Here is a 20,230-nt window from a genome sequence, read left to right on the forward strand (position 1 = left end):
CATGGGTGCCAAGGATTTCATCGGCAGTCTGTTCCTCAAGGAACTGCTCAAGGGCATGCAGCTCACCGGGCGGCATCTGTTCTCCCGCAAGATGACCATCATGTTCCCGGAGGAGAAGACGCCGCAGAGCAACCGCTTCCGCGGCCTGCACGCGCTGCGCCGCTATCCCAACGGCGAGGAACGCTGCATCGCGTGCAAGCTGTGCGAGGCGGTCTGCCCGGCGCTGGCGATCACCATCGAATCCGCCCAGCGCGACGACGGTTCGCGCCGCACCACGCGCTACGACATCGACCTGACCAAGTGCATCTTCTGCGGGTTCTGCGAGGAAGCCTGTCCCGTCGATGCCATCGTCGAGACGCGGGTGTTCGAGTACCACGGCGAACGGCGCGGGGATCTCTACTACACCAAGCAGATGCTGCTGGCGGTGGGCGACAGGAACGAAGCGCAGATCGCCGCGGACCGGGAACAGGACGCCAAGTACCGTTAAGGAGAAGGCGCCCGCCGCGGGCGGGGCCGCACACACGACATGGATTTCAAGACTTTCGTCTTCTACGTTTTCAGCGCGATCCTGGTGTTCGCCGCGCTGCGCGTGATCACCTCGCGCAACCCGGTGCATGCGGTGCTCCACCTGGTGCTGGCCTTCTTCACCGCGGGGGGCATCTGGCTGCTGCTGCAGGCCGAGTTCCTCGCCATCGTGCTGGTCATGACCTACGTGGGCGCGGTGATGGTGCTGTTCCTGTTCGTGGTGATGATGCTCGACATCAACCTCGACCGCCTGCGCGAAGGCTTCTGGAGCTACCTGCCGGTGGGCGCGCTGGTGGGCATCCTGCTGGTGGTCGAGATGGCCATCGTGCTCGGCGGGCGCTACTTCGGCCTGGACGCGATGCCCAATCCGCCGGCCGCCACCGAGGGTTACAGCAACACCCGCGAACTGGGGCTGGTGCTCTACACCGAATACGTCTATCCGTTCGAACTCGCCTCGCTGGTGCTGCTGGTGGCGATGATCGCCGCGGTCACCCTGACCCTGCGCAAGCGCAAGGGCCTCAAATACATCAGCGCGAGCGAGCAGGTGGCGGTCAAGCGCGAAGGCCGGATCGAGGTGGTGAAGATGCCGGCGGAAAAGGAATAACACCATGCTCTCGCTCTCCCACTACCTCATCCTGGGTGCGATCCTGTTCGCCATCGGCGTGGTCGGCATCTTCCTGAACCGCAAGAACCTGATCGTGCTGCTGATGGCCATCGAGCTGATGCTGCTCGCGGTGAACATGAACTTCGTCGCTTTCTCGCACTACCTGGGCGATCTCTCCGGGCAGGTATTCGTTTTCTTCATCCTCACCGTCGCGGCGGCCGAATCGGCCATCGGTCTGGCGATCCTGGTGGTGCTGTTCCGCAATCTGCGCACCATCCACGTGGATGATCTGGACAGCCTCAAGGGTTAAGGGAAGCGGCGCACATGACCGACATGCAAATGCTCTATCTCCTGGTGCCGCTGGCACCGCTGGCCGGCGCCATCCTGGCCGGCCTGTTCGGCAAGGCGATCGGCCGCACCGGCGCGCACGTCGTCACCATCCTCGGCGTGGCGGCGGCCTTCGTCGCCTCGGTGGTGATCTACCAGGACGTGGCCGCGGGCAACACCTTCAACGGCACGGTCTACACCTGGATGCAGGCCGGCGGCATCAGTTTCGAGATCGGCTTCCTGATCGACTCGCTGACCGTGATGATGATGCTGGTGGTGACCTTCGTGTCGCTGATGGTGCACATCTACACCATCGGCTACATGCACGAGGACCCCGGCTACCAGCGCTTCTTCAGCTACATCTCGTTGTTCACCTTCTCCATGCTGATGCTGGTGATGTCGAACAACTTCCTCCAGCTCTTCTTCGGCTGGGAAGCGGTGGGCCTGGTGTCCTACCTGCTGATCGGCTTCTGGTACGAGCGCCCGACCGCCATCTACGCCAACCTGAAGGCCTTCCTGGTCAACCGCGTGGGCGACTTCGGCTTCCTTCTCGGCATCGGCCTGATCGCCGCCTACACCGGCAGCCTGAACTACGCCGAGGTGTTCGCGCTGGCCGACAGCCTGGCCGCGCAGGACATGGCCGTGACCGGCTGGCCGCTGATCACCGCGATCTGCATCTGTCTGTTCATCGGCGCGATGGGCAAGTCGGCCCAGGTGCCGCTGCACGTGTGGCTGCCGGACTCCATGGAAGGCCCGACCCCGATCTCGGCACTGATCCACGCCGCGACCATGGTGACCGCGGGCATCTTCATGGTGGCGCGCATGTCGCCGCTGTTCGAACTGTCCGACGTGGCCCTGTCCTTCGTGCTGGTGATCGGCGCCACCACGGCGCTGTTCATGGGCTTCCTCGGCATCGTGCAGAACGACATCAAGCGCGTGGTGGCCTATTCCACGCTGTCCCAGCTCGGCTACATGACCGTGGCCCTGGGCGTGTCGGCCTACTCGGCGGCGGTGTTCCACCTGATGACCCACGCCTTCTTCAAGGCGCTGCTGTTCCTCGGCGCCGGCTCGGTCATCATCGGCATGCACCACGACCAGGACATGCGCAACATGGGCGGGCTGCGCAAGTACATGCCCATCACCTGGATCACCTCCCTGCTGGGCTCGCTGGCGCTGATCGGCTTCCCCTTCTTCGCCGGCTTCTACTCCAAGGACTCCATCATCGAGGCGGTGCACGCGGCGAACATCCCCGGTGCCGGCTACGCGCTGTTCTGCGTGCTGGCGGGCGTGTTCGTCACCGCGTTCTACTCCTTCCGCATGTACTTCCTGGTCTTCCACGGCGAGGAGCGCTTCGGCAAGAACCACCACGACCACGAAGGCGACCACGACGACGAGGAGCCCGCGGGCGACCATCATCACGGCCTCGCTCCCGGCCAGAAGCCGCACGAATCGCCCTGGGTGGTCACCCTGCCGCTGGTGCTGCTGGCCATCCCCTCGGTGCTGATCGGTTTCTTCACCATCGAACCCATGCTGTTCGGAGAATGGTTCAAGGACGTGATCTTCGTCGGCGACAACCACGTCGGCCTCAAGGAGCTTGCGGAGAGCTTCCACGGCCCGCTGGCGATGGCCATCCACGGCCTGCAGACCGCGCCGTTCTGGCTGGCGATGGGCGGCGTGGCGCTGGCCTGGTTCTTCTACATGAAGCGCCCGGACATCCCGGCCGCCATCCAGCGCACCTTCCGTCCGCTGTACACGCTGCTGGACAACAAGTACTACTTCGACCGCTTCAACGAGGTGTTCTTCGCCGCCGGTTCGCGCCTGCTGGGCCGCGGCCTGTGGAAGGGCGGCGACCAGGCATTGATCGACGGCGTGGCGGTCAACGGCACCGCCAGGCTGGTGGGCTGGGTGGCGCAGGCCAGCCGCCTGTTCCAGACCGGCCACATCTACCAGTACGCCTTTGCGATGATCATCGGCGTATTCGTGCTGCTCACCTTCTGGTTCAACCGCGGTTGAGCGCGGAACCGGCGGATATTGGATAACGACAAGGGCGCCACCGCGGCGACGCACTGAACGGAAAGTTACGATGACGGGAATGCCTCTCCTCAGCCTCGCGATCTGGATTCCGATCCTCGGCGGCTTGCTGGTGCTCGCCACCGGCTCGGATCGCAACGCGCCGCTGGCGCGCATCCTGGCCCTGCTGGCCGCGCTGGCCGGATTCCTGGTGACCATCCCGCTCTACATCGGGTTCGACACCTCCACCGCGGCGATGCAGTTCGTCGAGCTTTCCCCGTGGATCCGTCCGTTCAACATCAACTACCACCTGGGCGTCGACGGCATCTCGGTGCTGTTCGTGCTGCTGAACGCCTTCATCACCTTCATCGTGGTCATCGCCGGCTGGGAAGTGATCCGCGACAAGGTCGCCCAGTACATGGCGGCCTTCCTGATCATGTCCGGGCTGATGAACGGCATCTTCTCGGCCCTGGACGGCGTGCTGTTTTACGTCTTCTTCGAAGCCTCGCTGATCCCGCTCTATCTCGCCATCGGCATCTGGGGCGGCCCCAACCGCGTGTATGCGGCGATCAAGTTCTTCCTCTACACCCTGGTCGGCTCGCTGCTGATGCTGGTCGCGCTGCTCTACCTGTTCATGCAGGCCGGCGGCAGCTTCGCCATCCTCGACTGGCACCAACTGCCCATCGGCATGACCGCCCAGACGCTGATCTTCTTCGCCTTCCTGGCGGCCTTCGCGGTCAAGGTGCCCATGTGGCCGGTGCACACCTGGCTGCCGGACGCCCACGTGGAGGCGCCCACCGGCGGCTCGGTGGTGCTGGCCGCCATCGCGCTGAAGCTCGGCGCCTACGGCTTCCTGCGCTTCTCCCTGCCCATCGTGCCGGACGCGGCCAGCGAATACGCACCGCTGATCATCGCCCTGTCGCTCATCGCGGTGGTGTACATCGGCTTCGTCGCCCTGGTGCAGACCGACATGAAGAAGCTGGTGGCCTACTCCTCTATCGCCCACATGGGCTTCGTCACCCTGGGCTTCTTCATGTTCAACCAGCTCGGCCTGGAAGGCGCGCTGGTGCAGATGATCTCCCACGGCTTCGTGTCGGGCGCCATGTTCCTGTGCATCGGCGTGCTGTACGACCGCATGCACAGCCGCAACATCGCCGACTACGGCGGCGTGGTGAACAAGATGCCCAAGTTCGCCGCCTTCTTCATGCTGTTCTCCATGGCCAACGCCGGCCTGCCGGGCACCAGCGGCTTCGTGGGCGAGTTCATGGTGATCCTGGGCGCGGTAGACTTCAATTTCTGGGTTGCCTTCCTCGCCGCCACCACGCTGATCCTGGGCGCGGCCTACACCCTATGGATGTACAAGCGGGTGATGTTCGGCCACGTGGCCAACGACCACGTGGCCGAGCTCGACGACATCAACGCGCGCGAATTCGCTTTTCTCGCCCTGCTCGCCCTGTGCGTGCTGGCGATGGGCGTCTATCCATTCCCGTTCACCGAAGTGATGCATGCCTCGGTCGATGAACTCCTGCGGCACATTGCCGTGAGCAAGCTCTGAGCGAGCAGGCGAATACCCTTTACGGACCGGTCAGAAGATGAATTTCGTAGTCCCCGACTTCTACCCCGCAGCGGCCGAGATCTTCGTCGCCGTGATGGCCCTCGTGATCATGCTGGCGGCCGCCTTCGCCCGCGGCGTGCGCTGGCTCGCCTACGCGCTGGCGCAGATCACGCTGATCGGCGCGGCCTTCATCACCATCTTCGTGACCATGAGCGGCGAGGTCGTGCATACCTTCAGCGGCATGTTCGTGGGCGACCTGCTGGGCGACTTCCTCAAGCTGCTGATCTACTTCTCGGTGGCCATCGCGCTGCTGTACGGCCGCGGCTACCTCGCCGACCGCAAGCTGGACCGCCCCGAGTTCTACCTGTTGGCCGTGCTGATGACCCTGGGCATGATGGTCATGGTGACCTCCAACCACATGCTTACCCTTTACATCGGCCTGGAGATGATGTCCCTGGCGCTCTACGCCATGGTCGCCTTCGACCGCGATTCCGCGCGCTCCACCGAAGCGGGGATGAAGTACTTCGTGCTCGGCGCGCTGGCCTCCGGCCTGCTGCTGTACGGCATGTCCATGGTGTACGGTGCCACCGGCGCGCTCGACTTCGGCAGCATCCACGAGGCGCTCTACTACCAGTCCGCCAACAAGACCGTGCTGCTCTTCGGCCTGGTGTTCCTGATGGCCGGCATCGCCTTCAAGCTCGGCGTGGTGCCCTTCCACATGTGGGTGCCGGACGTCTATCAGGGCGCGCCCACCGCGGTCACGCTGCTGATCGCCACCGCGCCCAAGCTCGCCGCCTTCGCCATGGCCGTGCGCCTGCTGGTGTTCGGCCTGTTCGAACTGGTCGAGCAGTGGCAGGCCATGCTGATGTTCCTGGCCGTGCTGTCCATCATCCTGGGCAACCTGGCGGCCATCGCCCAGAGCAACATCAAGCGCATGCTGGCTTATTCGGGCATCTCCCACATGGGCTTCATGCTGCTGGGCCTGCTCGCCGGCGTGGTGGACGGCGACCGCCACTACGCCTTCGGCGCCTACAGCTCGGCCATGTTCTACGCCGTGTCCTACGTGATCATGAGCCTGGCTTCCTTCGGCATGGTGCTGCTGCTGTCCCGCGCCGGCTTCGAGGCCGAGAATGTGGACGACTTCAAGGGCCTCAACAAGCGCAGCCCGTGGTTCGCCGCGATGATGATGATCATCATGTTCTCCATGGCCGGCATCCCGTTCTTCATCGGCTTCTTCGCCAAGCTCGCGGTGCTGCAGTCGGTGGTCGCCGCCGGCCACGTCTGGCTGGCGGTGCTGGCGGTGATGATGTCCGTGATCGGTGCCTTCTACTACCTGCGCGTGGTCAAGGTCATGTACTTCGACGAGCCGGTGGACACCGCGCCCATCCACGCCCCGGCCGACGTGCGCGTGCTGCTGTCGGTCAACGGCCTGTCGGTCGCCGCGCTGGGCCTGGCGCCGCAGGGCCTGATGTATCTGTGCGGCATCGCGCTGCTGGCCTCGCTGGTCTGAGCGGGGCCGTCCTGACGAACGAGGCGGGCGGGGCATGAGCGGGAACGCGGGCGTCTATATCCTCCTCGCGCTGGCCTTCGTGGCCGCCAATCTGCCCTTCCTGTTCGAGCGCATCCTGTTCGTGCGCCGTCCGGCCGGGGGCGCCAAGAACTTCGCCTGGCGGCTCTTCGAACTGCTGCTGCTGTACCTGCTGGTCGGCGGCCTTGCCCACATGCTCGAAACGCGCAGCCACGGCGGCGCCTATCCGCAGAACTGGGAGTTCTACGCCACCACGCTGAGCCTGTTCGTGGTGTTCGCCTATCCCGGCTTCATCTATCGTTACCTCTGGCACGGCAACAGGCGGCGCACGGCCGCCGTACAGGGATGAGCGAAGCTCCGCAGCCCGATCCCCTCGAAGAACGGGAGCTGGCCTCCGAGCCGGTCTTCGACGGCCGCCTGCTCAAGGTCCGGCGCGACACCGTGCACCTGCCCGACGGCAAGCAGGGTGTGCGCGAGTACATCCGCCATCCCGGGGCCGTGGCCATCGTCGCCGTGCTGCCGGACGGGCGGCTGATCTTCGAGCGCCAGTACCGCTACCCCCTGCGCCGCGCCTTCCTGGAGATACCCGCCGGCAAGATCGATCCGGGCGAGGACATCCTCGCTTGCGCGGTGCGCGAACTGCGCGAGGAGGCCGGCTACCGGGCGGACGAATGGCAGTACCTGGGGGTCATGCACCCGTGCATCGGCTACTCGGACGAGCGCATCGAACTCTTCCTCGCCCGCGGCCTGACCCACATCGGCAACGCCCTCGACGAAGGCGAGTTCCTCGAACTGCTGACCCTGAGCCTGGCGGAAGCCGAAGCGGCTGTGCACGGCGGCCGCATCACCGACGGCAAGACCATCGCGGCGCTGTTCCGCGCCCTGCCGCTGCTGCGCGGCTGAGCGTCTCGCCCGCAGAGGGGCTGATACACTCCGTGGGGGGCCTTGGCCGCGATGGGGCGGTTCCGGGTACAAATGGCGCCCCATCGCGGCCAAGGCCGCTCCTACAGATGCCAACAACGACAACGGAGACCCTCATGCCCATGTTCGTCGACACCACCCCGCCCGGACAATGCCTGTTCTGTCGCCTCATTGCCGGCGAGATCCCGTCCGCCCGCGTGTATGAGGACGAACTGACCCTTGCCTTCATGGACATCGGCCAGTGCAATCCCGGCCATGTGCTGGTGGCGGTGAAGCGCCACGCGGCCAACCTGCTCGAACTCACCGAGGAAGAGGCGGGCGCGGTCATGCGTACCGCCCGCCGGGTGGCGCTGGCGGTGCGCGATACCTTCGACCCGCCCGGCCTCACGCTGCTGCAGGCCAACGGCAGGGAAGGGGATCAGACCGTATTCCATTTCCACATGCACGTGGTGCCGCGCCACGCGGACGACGGCATCGCCCTCACCTGGCCGCGCAAGGAACCGCCCTTCGCGGTACTGCAGGACTACGCCCAGCGCCTGCACGGTGCGCTCGCCGGCGCCTGAGCGTGCTGCCCGCCTGCCCCCTGTGCCGCAGCGCGGACACCCGGTCGCTGCTGCAGGCGGACGGGCGCGACTACCTGCGCTGCGACGGCTGCCAACTGACTTTTCTCGACCCCTCCCAGCGCCTCGATCCTGCGGCCGAGCGCGCCTTCTACGATACCCACTGCAACGAGCCGGACGATCCCGGCTACCGCCGCTTCCTCGCCCGTCTCGCGGACCCGCTGATGGCGCGGCTGGCGCCCGCCAGCGAGGGGCTGGACTACGGCTGCGGACCCGGGCCGGCGCTGGCGGCGATGCTGGAGGAGGGCGGCCACCGCGTGGCCTGCTACGACCCGTACTACCGCCCGGATACCGGGGTGCTCACGCGGAGCTACGATTTCGTCACCTGCACCGAGGTGGCTGAGCACTTCCGCGACCCGGCCGGCGAGTTCGCCCGCCTGGCGGCGCTGCTACGCCCGGGCGGCTGGCTCGCGCTGATGACCTGCTTCCAGACCGACGACACGCGCTTCGCCCACTGGCACTACCGGCGCGATCCCACCCACGTGGTGTTCTACCGCGAGGAGACCTTCGCCTGGCTGGCGGCGCAACTGGGCTGGACGCTGGAAGTGCCGGCCAAGGACGTGGCGCTGCTGCGCCGGCCGGCCCCTTCAGCGCACCGCCCGGCCGCTTGCCAGTAACTCGCTGACGCGATGTGACAGCTCGCGGTTCTCGCGGTTGAGTTCGTACATCCGGAAGGCATCGCGCAGGCTTTCCAGCAGGACCTGGTCGTCCCACGGTTTGGTCAGGAACTTGTAGATGGCGCCGCGGTTGACCGCGTCGATCACCGAACTGAGTTCGGTATAGCCGGACAGCACGATGCGGATGACGTTGGGGTGCAGCTTGCGGACCCGGCGCAGGAATTCCGTGCCCGTCATGCCCGGCATGCGCTGGTCGCAGACCACCACGCCCACGCGGCCGGTGGCGAGCACCTCGAAGGCGTCGTCGAGCCTGGCACAGGTCTGTACCTCGATCTCGGTGGGGCGCAGCAGCCGGCGCAGTGCGGCGAGCACGCTCGGCTCATCGTCCACCAGCAGCAGCACCCGCCCGGAATCGACGGCCGGCGGCGCGAGGCGGCGGTCCTCGTACAGGAGCGCTACGAAATCGTGCGCCGGCAACGGCCGGCTGAAGTAGTAGCCCTGGATCTCTTCGCAACGCAGTCCGCGCAGGTAGCCAAGCTGTCCCTCGGTCTCCACGCCCTCGGCGATCACGCTGATCCCCAGGCTGTGGGCCATGCCCACGACCGCCTGGACGATGGCGGCATCGTGCGGATCCGAGGTGATGTGGGTGATGAAGCTGCGATCGATCTTGATGCGCGAAACCGGCAGGCGCTGCAGGTAGCTGAGCGAGGAGTAGCCGGTACCGAAGTCGTCGAGGGAGTGGCTGACCCCCTGCCCGCGCAGCCGGTCGAGCGTCCGCGTCACCGCCTCCGCGTTGCGCATCACGATGCTCTCGGTGATCTCCAGTTCCAGCCAGCGCGCCTCCAGGCCCGTCTCGGTCAGCACCCTCCCGACCAAGGCGCCGATGTCGCCATCCTGGAACTGGCGGGCCGAGAGGTTGACCGCGACCCGCAGCGGCGGCAGGCCGGCATCCTGCCAGTGGCGCGCGTTGCGGCAGGCTTCCTCCAGCACCCAGGCGCCCACCTGGACGATCATGCCCGTCTCTTCGAGCAGGGGGATGAACTCCAGCGGCGGCACCAGGCCGTGCCCCGGGCGGAACCAGCGCAGCAGCGCTTCCGCGCCGACCACGCGGCCGCTCTCGAGGTCGACCTGGGGCTGGTAGTGCAACTGCAACTGGCCGCGCTCGAGGGCATGCCGCAGTTCGCCCTCGAGCGCGAGCCGGTGCTGCCAGCGCGTGTCCAGCTCGGGGGCGTAGATGCGATAGTGGTCGCCGGAGTCCTGCGCGGTACCGGCCGCGATCAACGCGGCCTTCAGCACCGCCTGGGCCTCTTCGCCATCCTGCGGGAATAGTGCGATGCCGATGAAGGGATCCAGGAACACTTCTCGCCCGTCGACGTGAATGGCGTCGGCGAGGGCCCCGCCGACCTTCCTCGCGGTCTCCTCGACCACATGGACGCCGTCGGCTCCCTCCAGGACGAGGGCGAATTCCGCCTCGGTCACGCGTCCGACCAGCGCCGTCGGCAGCATGTCTTCCAGACGGGCGGCGACGGCGCGCGCCAGCTCCGGCCCGTGGGCCTGGCCCAGCACCTGCAACACACCGTGATAGCTGCGCAGGTTCACCACCAGCACCGCGACCGGCCCGGCGGCACAGCGGCCGGCGAGGCGCTGGATCCATAGTTCGCGGCCGGGCAGGCCGGTCTGCGCGTCGTAGTAGGCGAGGTACTGGATCTTGCTCTCGGCCACGGCGCGCTTTTCTTCGCGGCGCATGACCTCGAGGGCGAAGGAGACGTCTCCCGCAACCTCGGTCAGCAGGACCAGGCGGCCGGTATCGAACGCCCCCGCTTCGGCCGCGGCGATGACGAACGCGCCTATCGTGCGGCCTTCCTGCATCAGCGGGAAGGCCGCCACCGCGTGCACGGCCGCCGCCTCGAACACGGCGCGCCAGGGCGCCAGGCGCCCGTCGCCGGCGACGTCGTTGATCACGCAGGCCCGCTTGTCGCCGATCGCCATCATGCTCGGCACGTTCGCCCCGGTCCCGCCGCCGGGTGGGGCCGAGAGGTCGATGGCGACGCCCGCACGCGCGACCGCGAGGACATGCCCGCTCCCGGGATCGAGGACATCGACCCAACTGGCCGCGAAGCCGCCGTCCTCGACGGCGATGCGGCAGGCGGTCACGTAGAGGTCGTGCGGATTGTCGACACGGACGATGCTGCGGTTGATGCGGCTCAGCATCGCGTAGAGCCCGAGCACGCGCTCCATCTGCGCATGCACGGCGTCGATGTCCCCCGTGCGCTCGGCATCAGTCATCGCGATCTCCCGCGCCGCCCAACAGCGCCGTCAGGTGCGCCTTCAACTGCCAGCGATCGATCGGCTTGGCGACGATGTGTTCGATCCCCGCACCGGCCAGGCGCCGGCGGGAAGCCTCGTCGTCCAGTGCGGTGACCACGATCAGCGGCACATGGCGGAGCACCGGATGCACCTTGAGCCGCCGCACGACCTCGAATCCATCCATGCCCGGCATCATGACGTCGAGCAGGATGGCGTCCGGCGCCTGCGCGGCAATGTCCGCGAGCGCCTCCCCGCCGGAACTGAAACTGCGGACGACGTAGCCGTCTGCGGCGAGCAGCGTTTCGAGCAGTTTGCGATTGAGCGCGTCGTCGTCGACGATCAGCACCGTTCTGGATCGGGTTCCTGTCATGGTGGCGTTCCTCCGGCAACCCCCAGCCGTCGGGTCACCTCGGCGAGAAAGCACTTGTAGTCGATCGGTTTGGTGATGTAGCCGTCGCAGCCGGCTTCGAGAATCCGGGTCTCCTCCCCCTTCATCGCGAACGCGGTCAGCGCCACCACCTGGATGCCCCGGGTGGCGGGATCGGCCTTCAGCACGCGGGTCGCGTCCAGCCCGTCCATGCCGGGCAACTGGATGTCCATCAGCACCAGTTGGGGCATCCGTTCCCGTGCCAGCGCAATGCCTTCCGCGGCGGTCGTTGCGCTCAGGACGCGATAGCCGGCGTGTTCGAGCAGCATCGCCGCCAGCTTCATGTTGGCCGGGTTGTCCTCGACCACGAGTACGGTCGGCGCGTTCATGCGGGCGCTCCCTGGCGTTCGGAGAAGAGCGCGCGGCGCACCTCGGCGGCGAAGCGCTCGCGGGTGAACGCCGATTTTTCGAGGATGGCCGTGACGTGGCCGTTGATCAGATCGCGATCCGCCGCGCTGAGGTCCTTGCTGGTGACGACGATGACCGGAATCGCCGCGGTGTCCGCGTCGGTCCGCAGCGCCTCGACCACGTCGAAGCCGCTGACGTCGGGCATCAGCAGGTCCAGCACCAGCAAGTCCGGCCGCTCACGCCGCGCGAGTTCGATGCCGTCCCTGCCGCCATCGGCCCGCAGCACCGTACCGACGATGCCGGCGAGGCACTCGGTCAGCAGCTCGACCACCATCGGGTCGTCGTCGATCACCAGCACCTTCGCGGTCGGCATGGACGGGCTGCGAAAGCCGATGCGATCGAGGGCGGCGGCCAGCTCGTCGCGGCTGACCGGTTTCTGCAGCACCTGCGCCGCCCCGAGCGAAACCCCCTTCTCCGCATCGGCGACGATGGACACGATCACCACCGGCACGTCGGCCCACGGCGACCCGGCCGACTTGATCCGCGCCAGGTATTGCCAGCCATCGACGCCGGGCAGCAGCACGTCGAGGACGATGAGACAGGGCTGCCGCCCGCCCAGCGCCGCCGGCGCCGACTCCGCATCCCCGGCCAGCGCCACCTGGAAGCCTTCCCCGTCCAGGTGCAGGCGCAGCAGTTCGGCCGCGCGGGGGTCATCCTCGATCACCAGCGCCAGCGGCCGGCCGTCGTCCTGCGGCGGCGGGGCGTCCCTTTCCCCGTTCGGGACGTCCCGCCACGGCAGCCATACGGTGAAGCGGCTGCCGCGGCCCGGCTCGCTCGCCAATGCCACGGTTCCGCCATGCAACTGGACGAGCTTCATGACCATGGCCAGGCCAAGGCCGGTCCCCTCGTAGCGCCGCGCCAGCGAGGCGTCGAGCTGGCTGAACGGCTGGAACAGCCGCGACGCGTCTTCAGGCGCGATCCCCATCGCGTCGTCGTCGACGTCGATCCGCAGGAACTCCGTGAATTCCCCCATCGGCGGCGGCCCCATCACCGTGGACGGCCGGTCGGGGCGCCAGTGCTCGATCTCGTCGCGGCCGGCGCGGCGGGCCGACAGGCCGACACGGCCGCCCTCGGCAGTGAATTTGACGGCGTTGGACAACAGGTTGTAGAGGATCTGCTTGGTCTTGCGCGGATCGAGCAGCAACGCGCCCAGCCCGGGCTCGATCTCGCACGTCAGCGCGATGCGGTGGTTCGCCGCCTTCTCGCGAACGATGGACAGACCACTCTCGAGCAGCGTGCCGACCTCGACCGTCTCGAGGTCGAGCGACATCTTGCCGGCCTCCACCTTGGACAGATCGAGAATGTCGTTGATCAGCGCCAGCAGGTGGCGTCCGCTGGTGTAGATGTCGGTGACGTATTCGCGCTGCTGCTCGCTCAGCGGGCCGCTCAGGCCGTCCTTGAGGACGTCCGAGAAGCCGATGATGGCGTTGAGCGGCGTGCGCAGCTCGTGCGACATGCTGGCGAGAAATTCGGACTTGCGCTCGCTCGCTTCCTCCAACTGGCGGTTCTTGTCCGCGAGTTCGCGGTTGAGGTTCTCGAGCTCGGCCCCCAGCCGGCGCGAAACCGTCGATTTCTCGCGTTCCCGTCTGTGCGACTGGACGAGCTGCGTATAGAGCTCGCCGTTTTCCAGCAGCAGCACCACGAGCACGAAGCTCGCCGCCAGCAGTCCGTAGATCCTGCCCGCGTAGAAGCCGAGATCGAAACGCCCGCCGTTGAACACCGCCGCCAGTCCGATATCGAACAGCCACGCGCAGGCCACGACCATCAGCCACAGGTCGAGCACCGAATGCGGCCGCCTGCGCCACAGCGCGACCAGGCCCAGCAGACTCGACGCCCAGGTCGCGCCCACCACCACCTTCATCGCGGGCGTGTAGCGGTTGCCGCTCATGATCTCGGGCAGCAGTCCCTTGCCCGCCGTCGCGAGGAGCACCGCCACGGCGCCGAGGACGAACACCGCCCCGAGGCTGGCGAGGATCTCGCGGCCGGCGCCCTGCGTATCCGCGCGCGCCGGCGGCCTGTCCTTGATCGCCGCGTAGCCGATCAGGAACAGGGGAAAGCCGCCGTGCCAGAACATGTAGAGCCAGGCGGTCGTCTGCGGTCCGGCCCCGAGCAGGCCATCGGCGGCGAACAGTCCGGGGAAGGTCAGGGCGTGGATGACCGCCATGCAGGCGGTATACAGGTAGCCTGCCGCGAGCACGGCCAGCGCACGCGAACGGAGGATCCTGAACTGACCGTACAGCAGTACCGCGGTGATGAGGTCGTTGATCACCAGCGCCGACTGGTAGACCGGGATGAATGCCCAGACCTGGGGCAACTGGACCCTGGCGAACGGCACCGCCGCGACGAACAGGACGAACGAAACCGCGACGGTGGCGGCGGCAAGCCGCCGTTGCCCCCGCCCGGGACGCAGCGTGGCGAGGAATGCCCCCCTCCCATGGTCGAACTCGTGCTCTTTCGCGCCTTCGTTCAATCGCACAGCTCCACGTCGCCCCGTCGGGGCTGATGCCGAATATCAGAATAGTCCGCCGAAATGCCGTCGACAACGTTCCAGGTCTGCCAAATGGCATATTCCGGCGCGCGCCTGCGGCGGAATGCCGCACACGCAACACCTTCCTTCGCCAGCATCGCGCTTCTTGGGCGCAGCGCAAGCGACCCGCGGCGCTCCGTCCCCACCGGCCCGGACGACCGTACTCGAAGATCACGGCGGGAACAATCGGGGCCAACCCGGCCACGCCGCCCGCTGACGGCGGCAGCCCGTCTACAGCACGCTTTCGGCCAGGTTCTGCTGATCCACCAGCGAACGCAGGGTGTTGCCGCCTGCCCGGCACTCGTAGCTGCAGCAGTAGTCCACCGCCGCCTGTCCGCCCAGTTGCGGGCAGGCGGCGAAGAGTTCGGCCACCCAGTCCACGAAGGCGCGCACCTTGGCCGACAGATGGCGGTTGGCGGGATAGACCACCGAGATCGGCAGCGGCGACGGCTGCCATTGCGGCAGCACCTCGCGCAGGGCGCCGGATTCCAGGTGGGGCAGGGCCATGAAGCGGGGCGCCTGCACCAGGCCGAAGCCCTGCAGCGCGCAGGCGAGGTAGGCGTCGCTGTCGTTGACCGATACCACGCTGCGCATCTTGACCTCGGTGACCACGCCGTCCACGACGAAATCCCAGTCGATGCCGCGCCCGGTGAGGCTGGAGAAGTAATGCACCGCGTGGTGCCCGGCGAGCTCGGCGATGGTGCGCGGTTCGCCGTAGTCTTCCAGGTAGTTCGGTGCCGCGCAGGTGACGCCGAAGAGGGTGCCGATGCGGCGCGCCACCAGCGAGGAATCCGGCAGGCTGCCGATGCGGATGGCGCAGTCCACCGCCTCGCGCACCATGTCCACCGGCCGGTCGCCCATGCCGATGGCCAGCTCCAGTTCGGGGCAGCGCTCGTGGAACTCGCACAGTTGCGGGATCAGCACCAGGCGGCCGATCGCGGCCGGCACGTCGATGCGCAGCCGGCCGCGGGGCTGACGCGCGGCTTCGCGGAAGGAGGCTTCGGTCTCCTCCACGTCGGCCAGGATGGCGACGCAGCGCTCGTAATAGGCGGCGCCGTCCTGGGTCAGGCTCAGGCGCCGCGTGCTGCGGTTGAGCAGCCGCACCTGCAGCAGGCGTTCGAGGTTCTGGATGATGGTGGTGACGGTGGCGCGCGGCAGCCCGAGGCTGTCGGCCGCGCGCGAGAAGCTGTTGGCGTCCACCACGCGCGTGAACACCTGCATGGCCTGAAAGCGATCCATTCCCTCTGCTCCTTGCTCCTGCCCCGCGGTCCGGTCGGTGGCTGAATTATCCGTCAATCCGTAGTGCGATTATTCGCCGTCTGCGAATAGTGTTTCCGAATCCGGCACATTTATCCGGGCCGGAACAACACCCAAGATTGATGCACTGCGGCATGACCGAAGCCGGCGCCGCCATCCCCGACAGGAGCAACACGATGTCCTTTCCGCGCAAACCCTATCTCCTCGCCATCGCGGCCGCAGTGCTGCTCGCCCTGGGCGGCCTCGCCACGTTCGGCGTGCAGTCCGACGCCCAGGCCACCGCCGCGCCGCCGCCCAGCCCGGTCGACGTCGCCACCGTCGCCAGCCGGCAGATCACCGACTGGCACGGCTACTCCGGCCGCCTCGAAGCGGTCGACCGCGTCGACATCCGGCCGCAGGTCTCCGGCACCCTCACCGCGGTCCATTTCCACGACGGCGCGCTGGTGAACAAGGGCGATCCGCTGTTCACCATAGACCCCCGGCCCTACGCCGCCGCGCTCGAACAGGCCCGCGCCCAGCTCGCCGCCGCCGAGGCGCGCGCCGCCTACACCGCCGGCGAACTCGCGCGCGGCGAACGGCTGATCACCGATAACGCCATCGCCCGGCGCGACTACGAAGAAAAGCAGAACGCCGCGCGCGAGGCCGAGGCCAATCGCCTGGCCGCCCGCGCCGCGCTGGAGTCGGCCCGCCTCAACCTCGAATACACCCGCATCACCGCGCCGGTGGCCGGCAAGCTGTCGCGCGCCGAAGTGACCGTCGGCAACGTGGTCGCCGCCGGTCCGGGCACGCCGCCGCTCACCACGCTGGTGTCGGTGGCGCGCATGTACGCCGCCTTCGACGTGGACGAGCAGAGCTTCCTCGCCCTCATCAACGGCCGCCAGGGCGAGGCCGGCGTGCCGGTGCACCTGGGGCTGGCCAACGAGGACGGCTATCCGCGCACGGGCACGGTCAGCTCGGTGGACAACCGCATGGACACCTCCAGCGGCACGATCCGCGTGCGCGCGCTGTTCGACAACCCGGACGGCAGCCTGCTGCCCGGCCTCTACGCCCGCATCCGGCTGGGCAGCAGCGCGCCGCGCAACGCCCTGCTGATCGACGAAAAGGCGATCGGCACCGACCAGGACAAGCGCTTCGTGCTGGTGGTCGATGAATCCAACCGCACCGCCTACCGCGTCGTCACGCTGGGCGCGGCGCAGGGTCCGCTGCGGGTGGTGGAGAGCGGCCTGCAGGCGGGCGAGCGCATCGTGGTCAACGGCCTGCAGCGCGCCCGCCCCGGCCAGACCGTGCAGCCCAACCCGGTGGTGATGTCGGGCGAGGCCGCGCCGGCCATGCCCGCCGCCGCCGCGAACGATGCCGGCAGCGCCGGCAGGAGCTGAGCGAACCGCCATGAACATCTCGAAATTCTTCATCGACCGGCCCATCTTCGCCGGCGTGCTGTCGGTGCTGATCGTGCTCGGCGGCCTGCTGGCGATGTTCCAGCTGCCGATCTCCGAATACCCGGAAGTGGTGCCGCCCTCGGTGGTGGTGCGCGCCCAGTACCCCGGCGCCAACCCCAAGGTGATCGCCGAAACCGTGGCCTCGCCGCTGGAGGAAGCGATCAACGGCGTCGAGGACATGCTCTACATGCAGTCGCAGGCCAACAGCGACGGCAACCTCGCGCTCACCGTCCATTTCCGCCTCGGCATGGACCCGGACAAGGCCCAGCAGCTGGTGCAGAACCGCGTCTCGCAGGCGCTGCCGCGGCTGCCCGAGGACGTGCAGCGGCTCGGCGTGACCACGGTGAAAAGCTCGCCGACGCTGACGCTGGTGGTGCATCTGATCTCGCCCGACGACCGCTACGACGCCACCTACCTGCGCAACTACGCGGTGCTCAACGTCAAGGACCGCCTGTCGCGCATCCAGGGCGTCGGCGAAGTCAGCATCTGGGGCGCCGGCAACTACGCCATGCGCGTGTGGCTGGACCCCAACAAGGTCGCCCAGCGCGGGCTCACCGCCAGCGACGCGGTGCGCGCCATCCGCGAGCAGAACGTGCAGGTGGCGGCCGGCGTCATCGGCGCCTCGCCCACGCTCGCCGACGTGCCGCTGCAGTTCTCGGTGAATGCGCAGGGCCGGCTCAGGACCGAGGTCGAATTCCGCGACATCGTGCTCAAGACCTCGGCCGACGGCGGCGTCACGCGGCTGGGCGACGTCGCCCGCGTCGAGCTGGACGCGGCCGAATACGGCCTGCGCTCGCTGCTCGACAACAAGCCCGCCATCGGCATGGGCATCATGCAGGCGCCGGGCGCCAACGCGCTGGCGGTGTCGGAGCAGGTGCGCGCGGCCATGGCCGAGCTGAAGCAGGACTTCCCCCAATCGGTCGACTACCGCATCGAGTACGACCCGACCCAGTTCGTGCGCGCCAGCATCAAGGCGGTCATCACCACGCTGCTCGAAGCGGTGGCGCTGGTGGTGCTGGTGGTCATCCTGTTTTTGCAGACCTGGCGCGCCTCCATCATCCCGCTGCTGGCGGTGCCGGTGTCCATCGTCGGCACCTTCGGCCTGATGCTGGCCTTCGGCTACTCGATCAACGCGCTGTCGCTGTTCGGCATGGTGCTGGCGATCGGCATCGTGGTGGACGACGCCATCGTCGTGGTCGAGAACGTCGAGCGCAACATCGCCGCCGGCCTCGGCCCGCGCGACGCCACCTACCGCGCGATGCAGGAGGTCAGCGGCCCCATCATCGCCATCGCGCTGACGCTGGTGGCGGTGTTCGTGCCGCTCGCCTTCATGACCGGGCTGACCGGCCAGTTCTACAAGCAGTTCGCCATGACCATCGCCATTTCCACGGTCATCTCCGCCTTCAACTCGCTGACGCTGTCGCCGGCGCTGGCCGCGCTGCTGCTGAAGGGCCACCACGACCACGGCCAGGCCGACTGGCTGACGCGCGCGATGAACCGCGCGCTCGGCGGCTTCTTCGCCCGCTTCAACCGCGCCTTCGGCCGCGCTTCGGAAGACTACGGCCGCGGCGTCGCCGGCGCGATCACGCGCAAGAGCAAGGTGATGGGCGTCTATGCGCTGCTGCTGGCGCTCGCCGTGGGCGTGTCCTGGGTGGTGCCCGGCGGCTTCGTGCCGGCGCAGGACAAGCAGTACCTCATCAGCTTCGCCCAGCTGCCCAACGGCGCCTCGCTCGACCGCAGCGAGGACGTCATCCGCCGCATGGGCCAGATCGCGCTGGAACAGCCCGGCGTGCAGAGCGCCATCGCCTTCCCCGGCCTGTCGATCAACGGCTTCACCAACAGCTCGTCGGCCGGCATCGTGTTCGTCACGCTGAAGCCCTTCGCCGAGCGGCGCGCGCCGGAGCTGTCCGCCGGCGCCATCACCGCCGCGCTCAACGGCAAGTTCGCCGCGATCAAGGATTCCTTCATCGCGGTGTTCCCGCCGCCGCCGGTGATGGGCCTGGGCACGCTGGGCGGCTTCAAGCTGCAGATCGAGGACCGTGGCGCGCTCGGCTACGCCGAACTCGACGCCGCCGCCAAGGCCTTCATCGCCGCCGCGCAGAAGGCGCCGGAACTCGGCCCCAGCTTCACCAGCTACCAGATCAACGTGCCGCAGCTCGACGTCGACCTCGACCGGGTCAAGGCCAAGCAGCTCGGCGTGTCCGTCACCGACGTGTTCGACACCATGCAGATCTACCTCGGCTCGCTCTACGTGAACGACTTCAACCGCTTCGGCCGCGTCTATCAGGTGCGCGCCCAGGCCGACGCGCCCTTCCGCGCCCGGCCGGAGGACATCGGCCAGTTGAAGACGCGCAACGCCGCCGGCGAGATGGTGCCGCTGTCCTCGCTGCTGCGGGTGAGCAACGGCTTCGGCCCGGAGATGGTGGTGCGCTACAACGGCTACACCGCCGCCGACATCAACGGCGGCCCGGCGCCCGGCTATTCGTCCGACCAGGCCCAGGCCGCGGCCGAGCGCATCGCTGCCGAGACGCTGCCGGCCGGCATCAAGTTCGAATGGACGGACCTCACCTACCAGAAGATCCTGGCGGGCAACGCCGGCATCTGGGTGTTCCCGATCAGCGTGCTGCTGGTCTTCCTGGTGCTGGCCGCGCAGTACGAAAGCCTGACGCTGCCGCTGGCGGTCATCATGATCGTGCCGATGAGCATCCTCGCCGCCCTCACCGGAGTGTGGCTGACCGGCGGCGACAACGACATCTTCACCCAGATCGGGCTGATGGTGCTGGTGGGGCTGTCGGCCAAGAACGCCATCCTCATCGTCGAGTTCGCCCGCGAACTGGAACTGCAGGGCAGCACGCCGAAGGAGGCCGCCATCGAAGCCAGCCGGCTGCGGCTGCGCCCCATCCTGATGACCTCCATCGCCTTCATCATGGGCGTGGTGCCGCTGGTGCTGTCCTCCGGCGCCGGCGCCGAGATGCGCCACGCGATGGGCATCGCGGTGTTCTTCGGCATGCTGGGCGTGACGCTGTTCGGCCTCTTCCTGACGCCGGTGTTCTACGTGCTGCTGCGCAGCCTCGGCAAGGGCAGCAAGCTGCACACCGCCAGCCCCCACGCGGCCCCGATCCCCGCGCCCCACCTCGCATCCTGAGCACGGAGCCGACGAC

The 20,230-nt window shown here is 67.8% G+C and carries 17 protein-coding genes; 12 read left to right on the forward strand and 5 right to left on the reverse strand.

Features of this window, described 5'->3' with window-relative positions; genetic code table 11:
• The first annotated feature begins 1 nt into the window (after window position 1).
• The 10 genes from nuoI (at window position 2) to E6O51_RS06305 (ending at window position 8,707) form a co-directional block, all read left to right on the forward strand.
• Window positions 2-487, forward strand: a complete 486-nt coding sequence (gene nuoI / locus E6O51_RS06260) for an NADH-quinone oxidoreductase subunit NuoI (RefSeq protein ID WP_136384120.1) — start codon at window positions 2-4, stop codon at window positions 485-487.
• Between the two features lie 39 nt (window positions 488-526).
• Window positions 527-1,129, forward strand: coding sequence for an NADH-quinone oxidoreductase subunit J (locus E6O51_RS06265; RefSeq protein ID WP_136384121.1), 603 nt, complete (start codon window positions 527-529; stop codon window positions 1,127-1,129).
• A 4-nt stretch (window positions 1,130-1,133) separates the two neighbouring features.
• A complete protein-coding gene (gene nuoK, locus E6O51_RS06270) occupies window positions 1,134-1,439 on the forward strand; it encodes an NADH-quinone oxidoreductase subunit NuoK (RefSeq protein ID WP_136384122.1) in 306 nt (101 codons plus the stop codon).
• Between the two features lie 14 nt (window positions 1,440-1,453).
• Window positions 1,454-3,469: an NADH-quinone oxidoreductase subunit L gene (gene nuoL, locus E6O51_RS06275; RefSeq protein ID WP_136384123.1), complete on the forward strand. Its 2,016-nt coding sequence runs from the start codon at window positions 1,454-1,456 to the stop codon at window positions 3,467-3,469.
• A gap of 70 nt (window positions 3,470-3,539) precedes the next feature.
• Window positions 3,540-5,021, forward strand: a complete 1,482-nt coding sequence (locus tag E6O51_RS06280) for an NADH-quinone oxidoreductase subunit M (protein WP_136384124.1) — start codon at window positions 3,540-3,542, stop codon at window positions 5,019-5,021.
• Window positions 5,022-5,058: 37 nt separating this feature from the next.
• Window positions 5,059-6,531 (forward strand): NADH-quinone oxidoreductase subunit NuoN, encoded by a 1,473-nt coding sequence (nuoN, locus tag E6O51_RS06285; protein ID WP_136384125.1) that lies wholly within the window; start codon window positions 5,059-5,061, stop codon window positions 6,529-6,531.
• Between the two features lie 34 nt (window positions 6,532-6,565).
• Window positions 6,566-6,898: a DUF2818 family protein gene (locus E6O51_RS06290; protein ID WP_136384126.1), complete on the forward strand. Its 333-nt coding sequence runs from the start codon at window positions 6,566-6,568 to the stop codon at window positions 6,896-6,898.
• Window positions 6,895-7,452, forward strand: coding sequence for an NUDIX domain-containing protein (locus E6O51_RS06295; RefSeq protein WP_136384127.1), 558 nt, complete (start codon window positions 6,895-6,897; stop codon window positions 7,450-7,452). Before E6O51_RS06290 ends, E6O51_RS06295 begins: the two co-directional genes overlap by 4 nt.
• Window positions 7,453-7,586: 134 nt before the next feature.
• Window positions 7,587-8,033, forward strand: a complete 447-nt coding sequence (locus E6O51_RS06300; RefSeq protein ID WP_136384128.1) for an HIT family protein — start codon at window positions 7,587-7,589, stop codon at window positions 8,031-8,033.
• 2 nt (window positions 8,034-8,035) lie between these two features.
• Window positions 8,036-8,707 (forward strand): class I SAM-dependent methyltransferase, encoded by a 672-nt coding sequence (locus E6O51_RS06305; RefSeq protein ID WP_230976711.1) that lies wholly within the window; start codon window positions 8,036-8,038, stop codon window positions 8,705-8,707.
• On the opposite strand, the gene E6O51_RS06310 is transcribed toward E6O51_RS06305, so the two are convergent.
• From E6O51_RS06310 to E6O51_RS06330, 5 genes are all read right to left on the reverse strand, one after another.
• Window positions 8,678-10,993: an EAL domain-containing protein gene (locus tag E6O51_RS06310; RefSeq protein ID WP_136384129.1), complete on the reverse strand. Its 2,316-nt coding sequence runs from the start codon at window positions 10,991-10,993 to the stop codon at window positions 8,678-8,680. The two genes, E6O51_RS06305 and E6O51_RS06310, sit on opposite strands and share 30 nt — an antisense overlap.
• Window positions 10,986-11,360 carry a response regulator gene (locus E6O51_RS06315; protein ID WP_230976712.1) on the reverse strand — a complete coding sequence of 125 codons (375 nt, stop codon included), beginning with the start codon at window positions 11,358-11,360 and terminating at the stop codon, window positions 10,986-10,988. Before E6O51_RS06315 ends, E6O51_RS06310 begins: the two co-directional genes overlap by 8 nt.
• A 20-nt stretch (window positions 11,361-11,380) precedes the next feature.
• A complete protein-coding gene (locus E6O51_RS06320) occupies window positions 11,381-11,770 on the reverse strand; it encodes a response regulator (protein ID WP_136384131.1) in 390 nt (129 codons plus the stop codon).
• A complete protein-coding gene (locus tag E6O51_RS06325) occupies window positions 11,767-14,319 on the reverse strand; it encodes a response regulator (RefSeq protein ID WP_136384132.1) in 2,553 nt (850 codons plus the stop codon). Before E6O51_RS06325 ends, E6O51_RS06320 begins: the two co-directional genes overlap by 4 nt.
• A 288-nt stretch (window positions 14,320-14,607) precedes the next feature.
• Window positions 14,608-15,615: a LysR family transcriptional regulator gene (locus E6O51_RS06330; RefSeq protein ID WP_136384133.1), complete on the reverse strand. Its 1,008-nt coding sequence runs from the start codon at window positions 15,613-15,615 to the stop codon at window positions 14,608-14,610.
• A 152-nt stretch (window positions 15,616-15,767) separates the two neighbouring features.
• Between E6O51_RS06330 and E6O51_RS06335 the strand changes: the two genes are divergently transcribed.
• Window positions 15,768-17,009, forward strand: a complete 1,242-nt coding sequence (locus tag E6O51_RS06335) for an efflux RND transporter periplasmic adaptor subunit (protein WP_330997910.1) — start codon at window positions 15,768-15,770, stop codon at window positions 17,007-17,009.
• Window positions 17,010-17,019: 10 nt separating this feature from the next.
• Window positions 17,020-20,214, forward strand: a complete 3,195-nt coding sequence (locus E6O51_RS06340; RefSeq protein ID WP_136384134.1) for an efflux RND transporter permease subunit — start codon at window positions 17,020-17,022, stop codon at window positions 20,212-20,214.
• Window positions 20,215-20,230 lie beyond the last annotated feature (16 nt).

The organism is Pseudothauera rhizosphaerae (assembly GCF_004801305.1).
GTDB lineage: Bacteria > Pseudomonadota > Gammaproteobacteria > Burkholderiales > Rhodocyclaceae > Pseudothauera > Pseudothauera rhizosphaerae.

Bases quoted from the DNA above. Each gene is read 5' to 3' on its own strand.
- nuoI (WP_136384120.1), top strand. From the start codon at position 2: ATGGGTGCCAAGGATTTCATCGGCAGTCTGTTCCTCAAGGAACTGCTC.
- E6O51_RS06265 (WP_136384121.1), top strand. From the start codon at position 527: ATGGATTTCAAGACTTTCGTCTTCTACGTTTTCAGCGCGATCCTGGTG.
- nuoK (WP_136384122.1), top strand. From the start codon at position 1,134: ATGCTCTCGCTCTCCCACTACCTCATCCTGGGTGCGATCCTGTTCGCC.
- nuoL (WP_136384123.1), top strand. From the start codon at position 1,454: ATGACCGACATGCAAATGCTCTATCTCCTGGTGCCGCTGGCACCGCTG.
- E6O51_RS06280 (WP_136384124.1), top strand. From the start codon at position 3,540: ATGACGGGAATGCCTCTCCTCAGCCTCGCGATCTGGATTCCGATCCTC.
- nuoN (WP_136384125.1), top strand. From the start codon at position 5,059: ATGAATTTCGTAGTCCCCGACTTCTACCCCGCAGCGGCCGAGATCTTC.
- E6O51_RS06290 (WP_136384126.1), top strand. From the start codon at position 6,566: ATGAGCGGGAACGCGGGCGTCTATATCCTCCTCGCGCTGGCCTTCGTG.
- E6O51_RS06295 (WP_136384127.1), top strand. From the start codon at position 6,895: ATGAGCGAAGCTCCGCAGCCCGATCCCCTCGAAGAACGGGAGCTGGCC.
- E6O51_RS06300 (WP_136384128.1), top strand. From the start codon at position 7,587: ATGCCCATGTTCGTCGACACCACCCCGCCCGGACAATGCCTGTTCTGT.
- E6O51_RS06310 (WP_136384129.1), bottom strand. From the start codon at position 10,993: ATGACTGATGCCGAGCGCACGGGGGACATCGACGCCGTGCATGCGCAG.
- E6O51_RS06320 (WP_136384131.1), bottom strand. From the start codon at position 11,770: ATGAACGCGCCGACCGTACTCGTGGTCGAGGACAACCCGGCCAACATG.
- E6O51_RS06330 (WP_136384133.1), bottom strand. From the start codon at position 15,615: ATGGATCGCTTTCAGGCCATGCAGGTGTTCACGCGCGTGGTGGACGCC.
- E6O51_RS06335 (WP_330997910.1), top strand. From the start codon at position 15,768: ATGACCGAAGCCGGCGCCGCCATCCCCGACAGGAGCAACACGATGTCC.
- E6O51_RS06340 (WP_136384134.1), top strand. From the start codon at position 17,020: ATGAACATCTCGAAATTCTTCATCGACCGGCCCATCTTCGCCGGCGTG.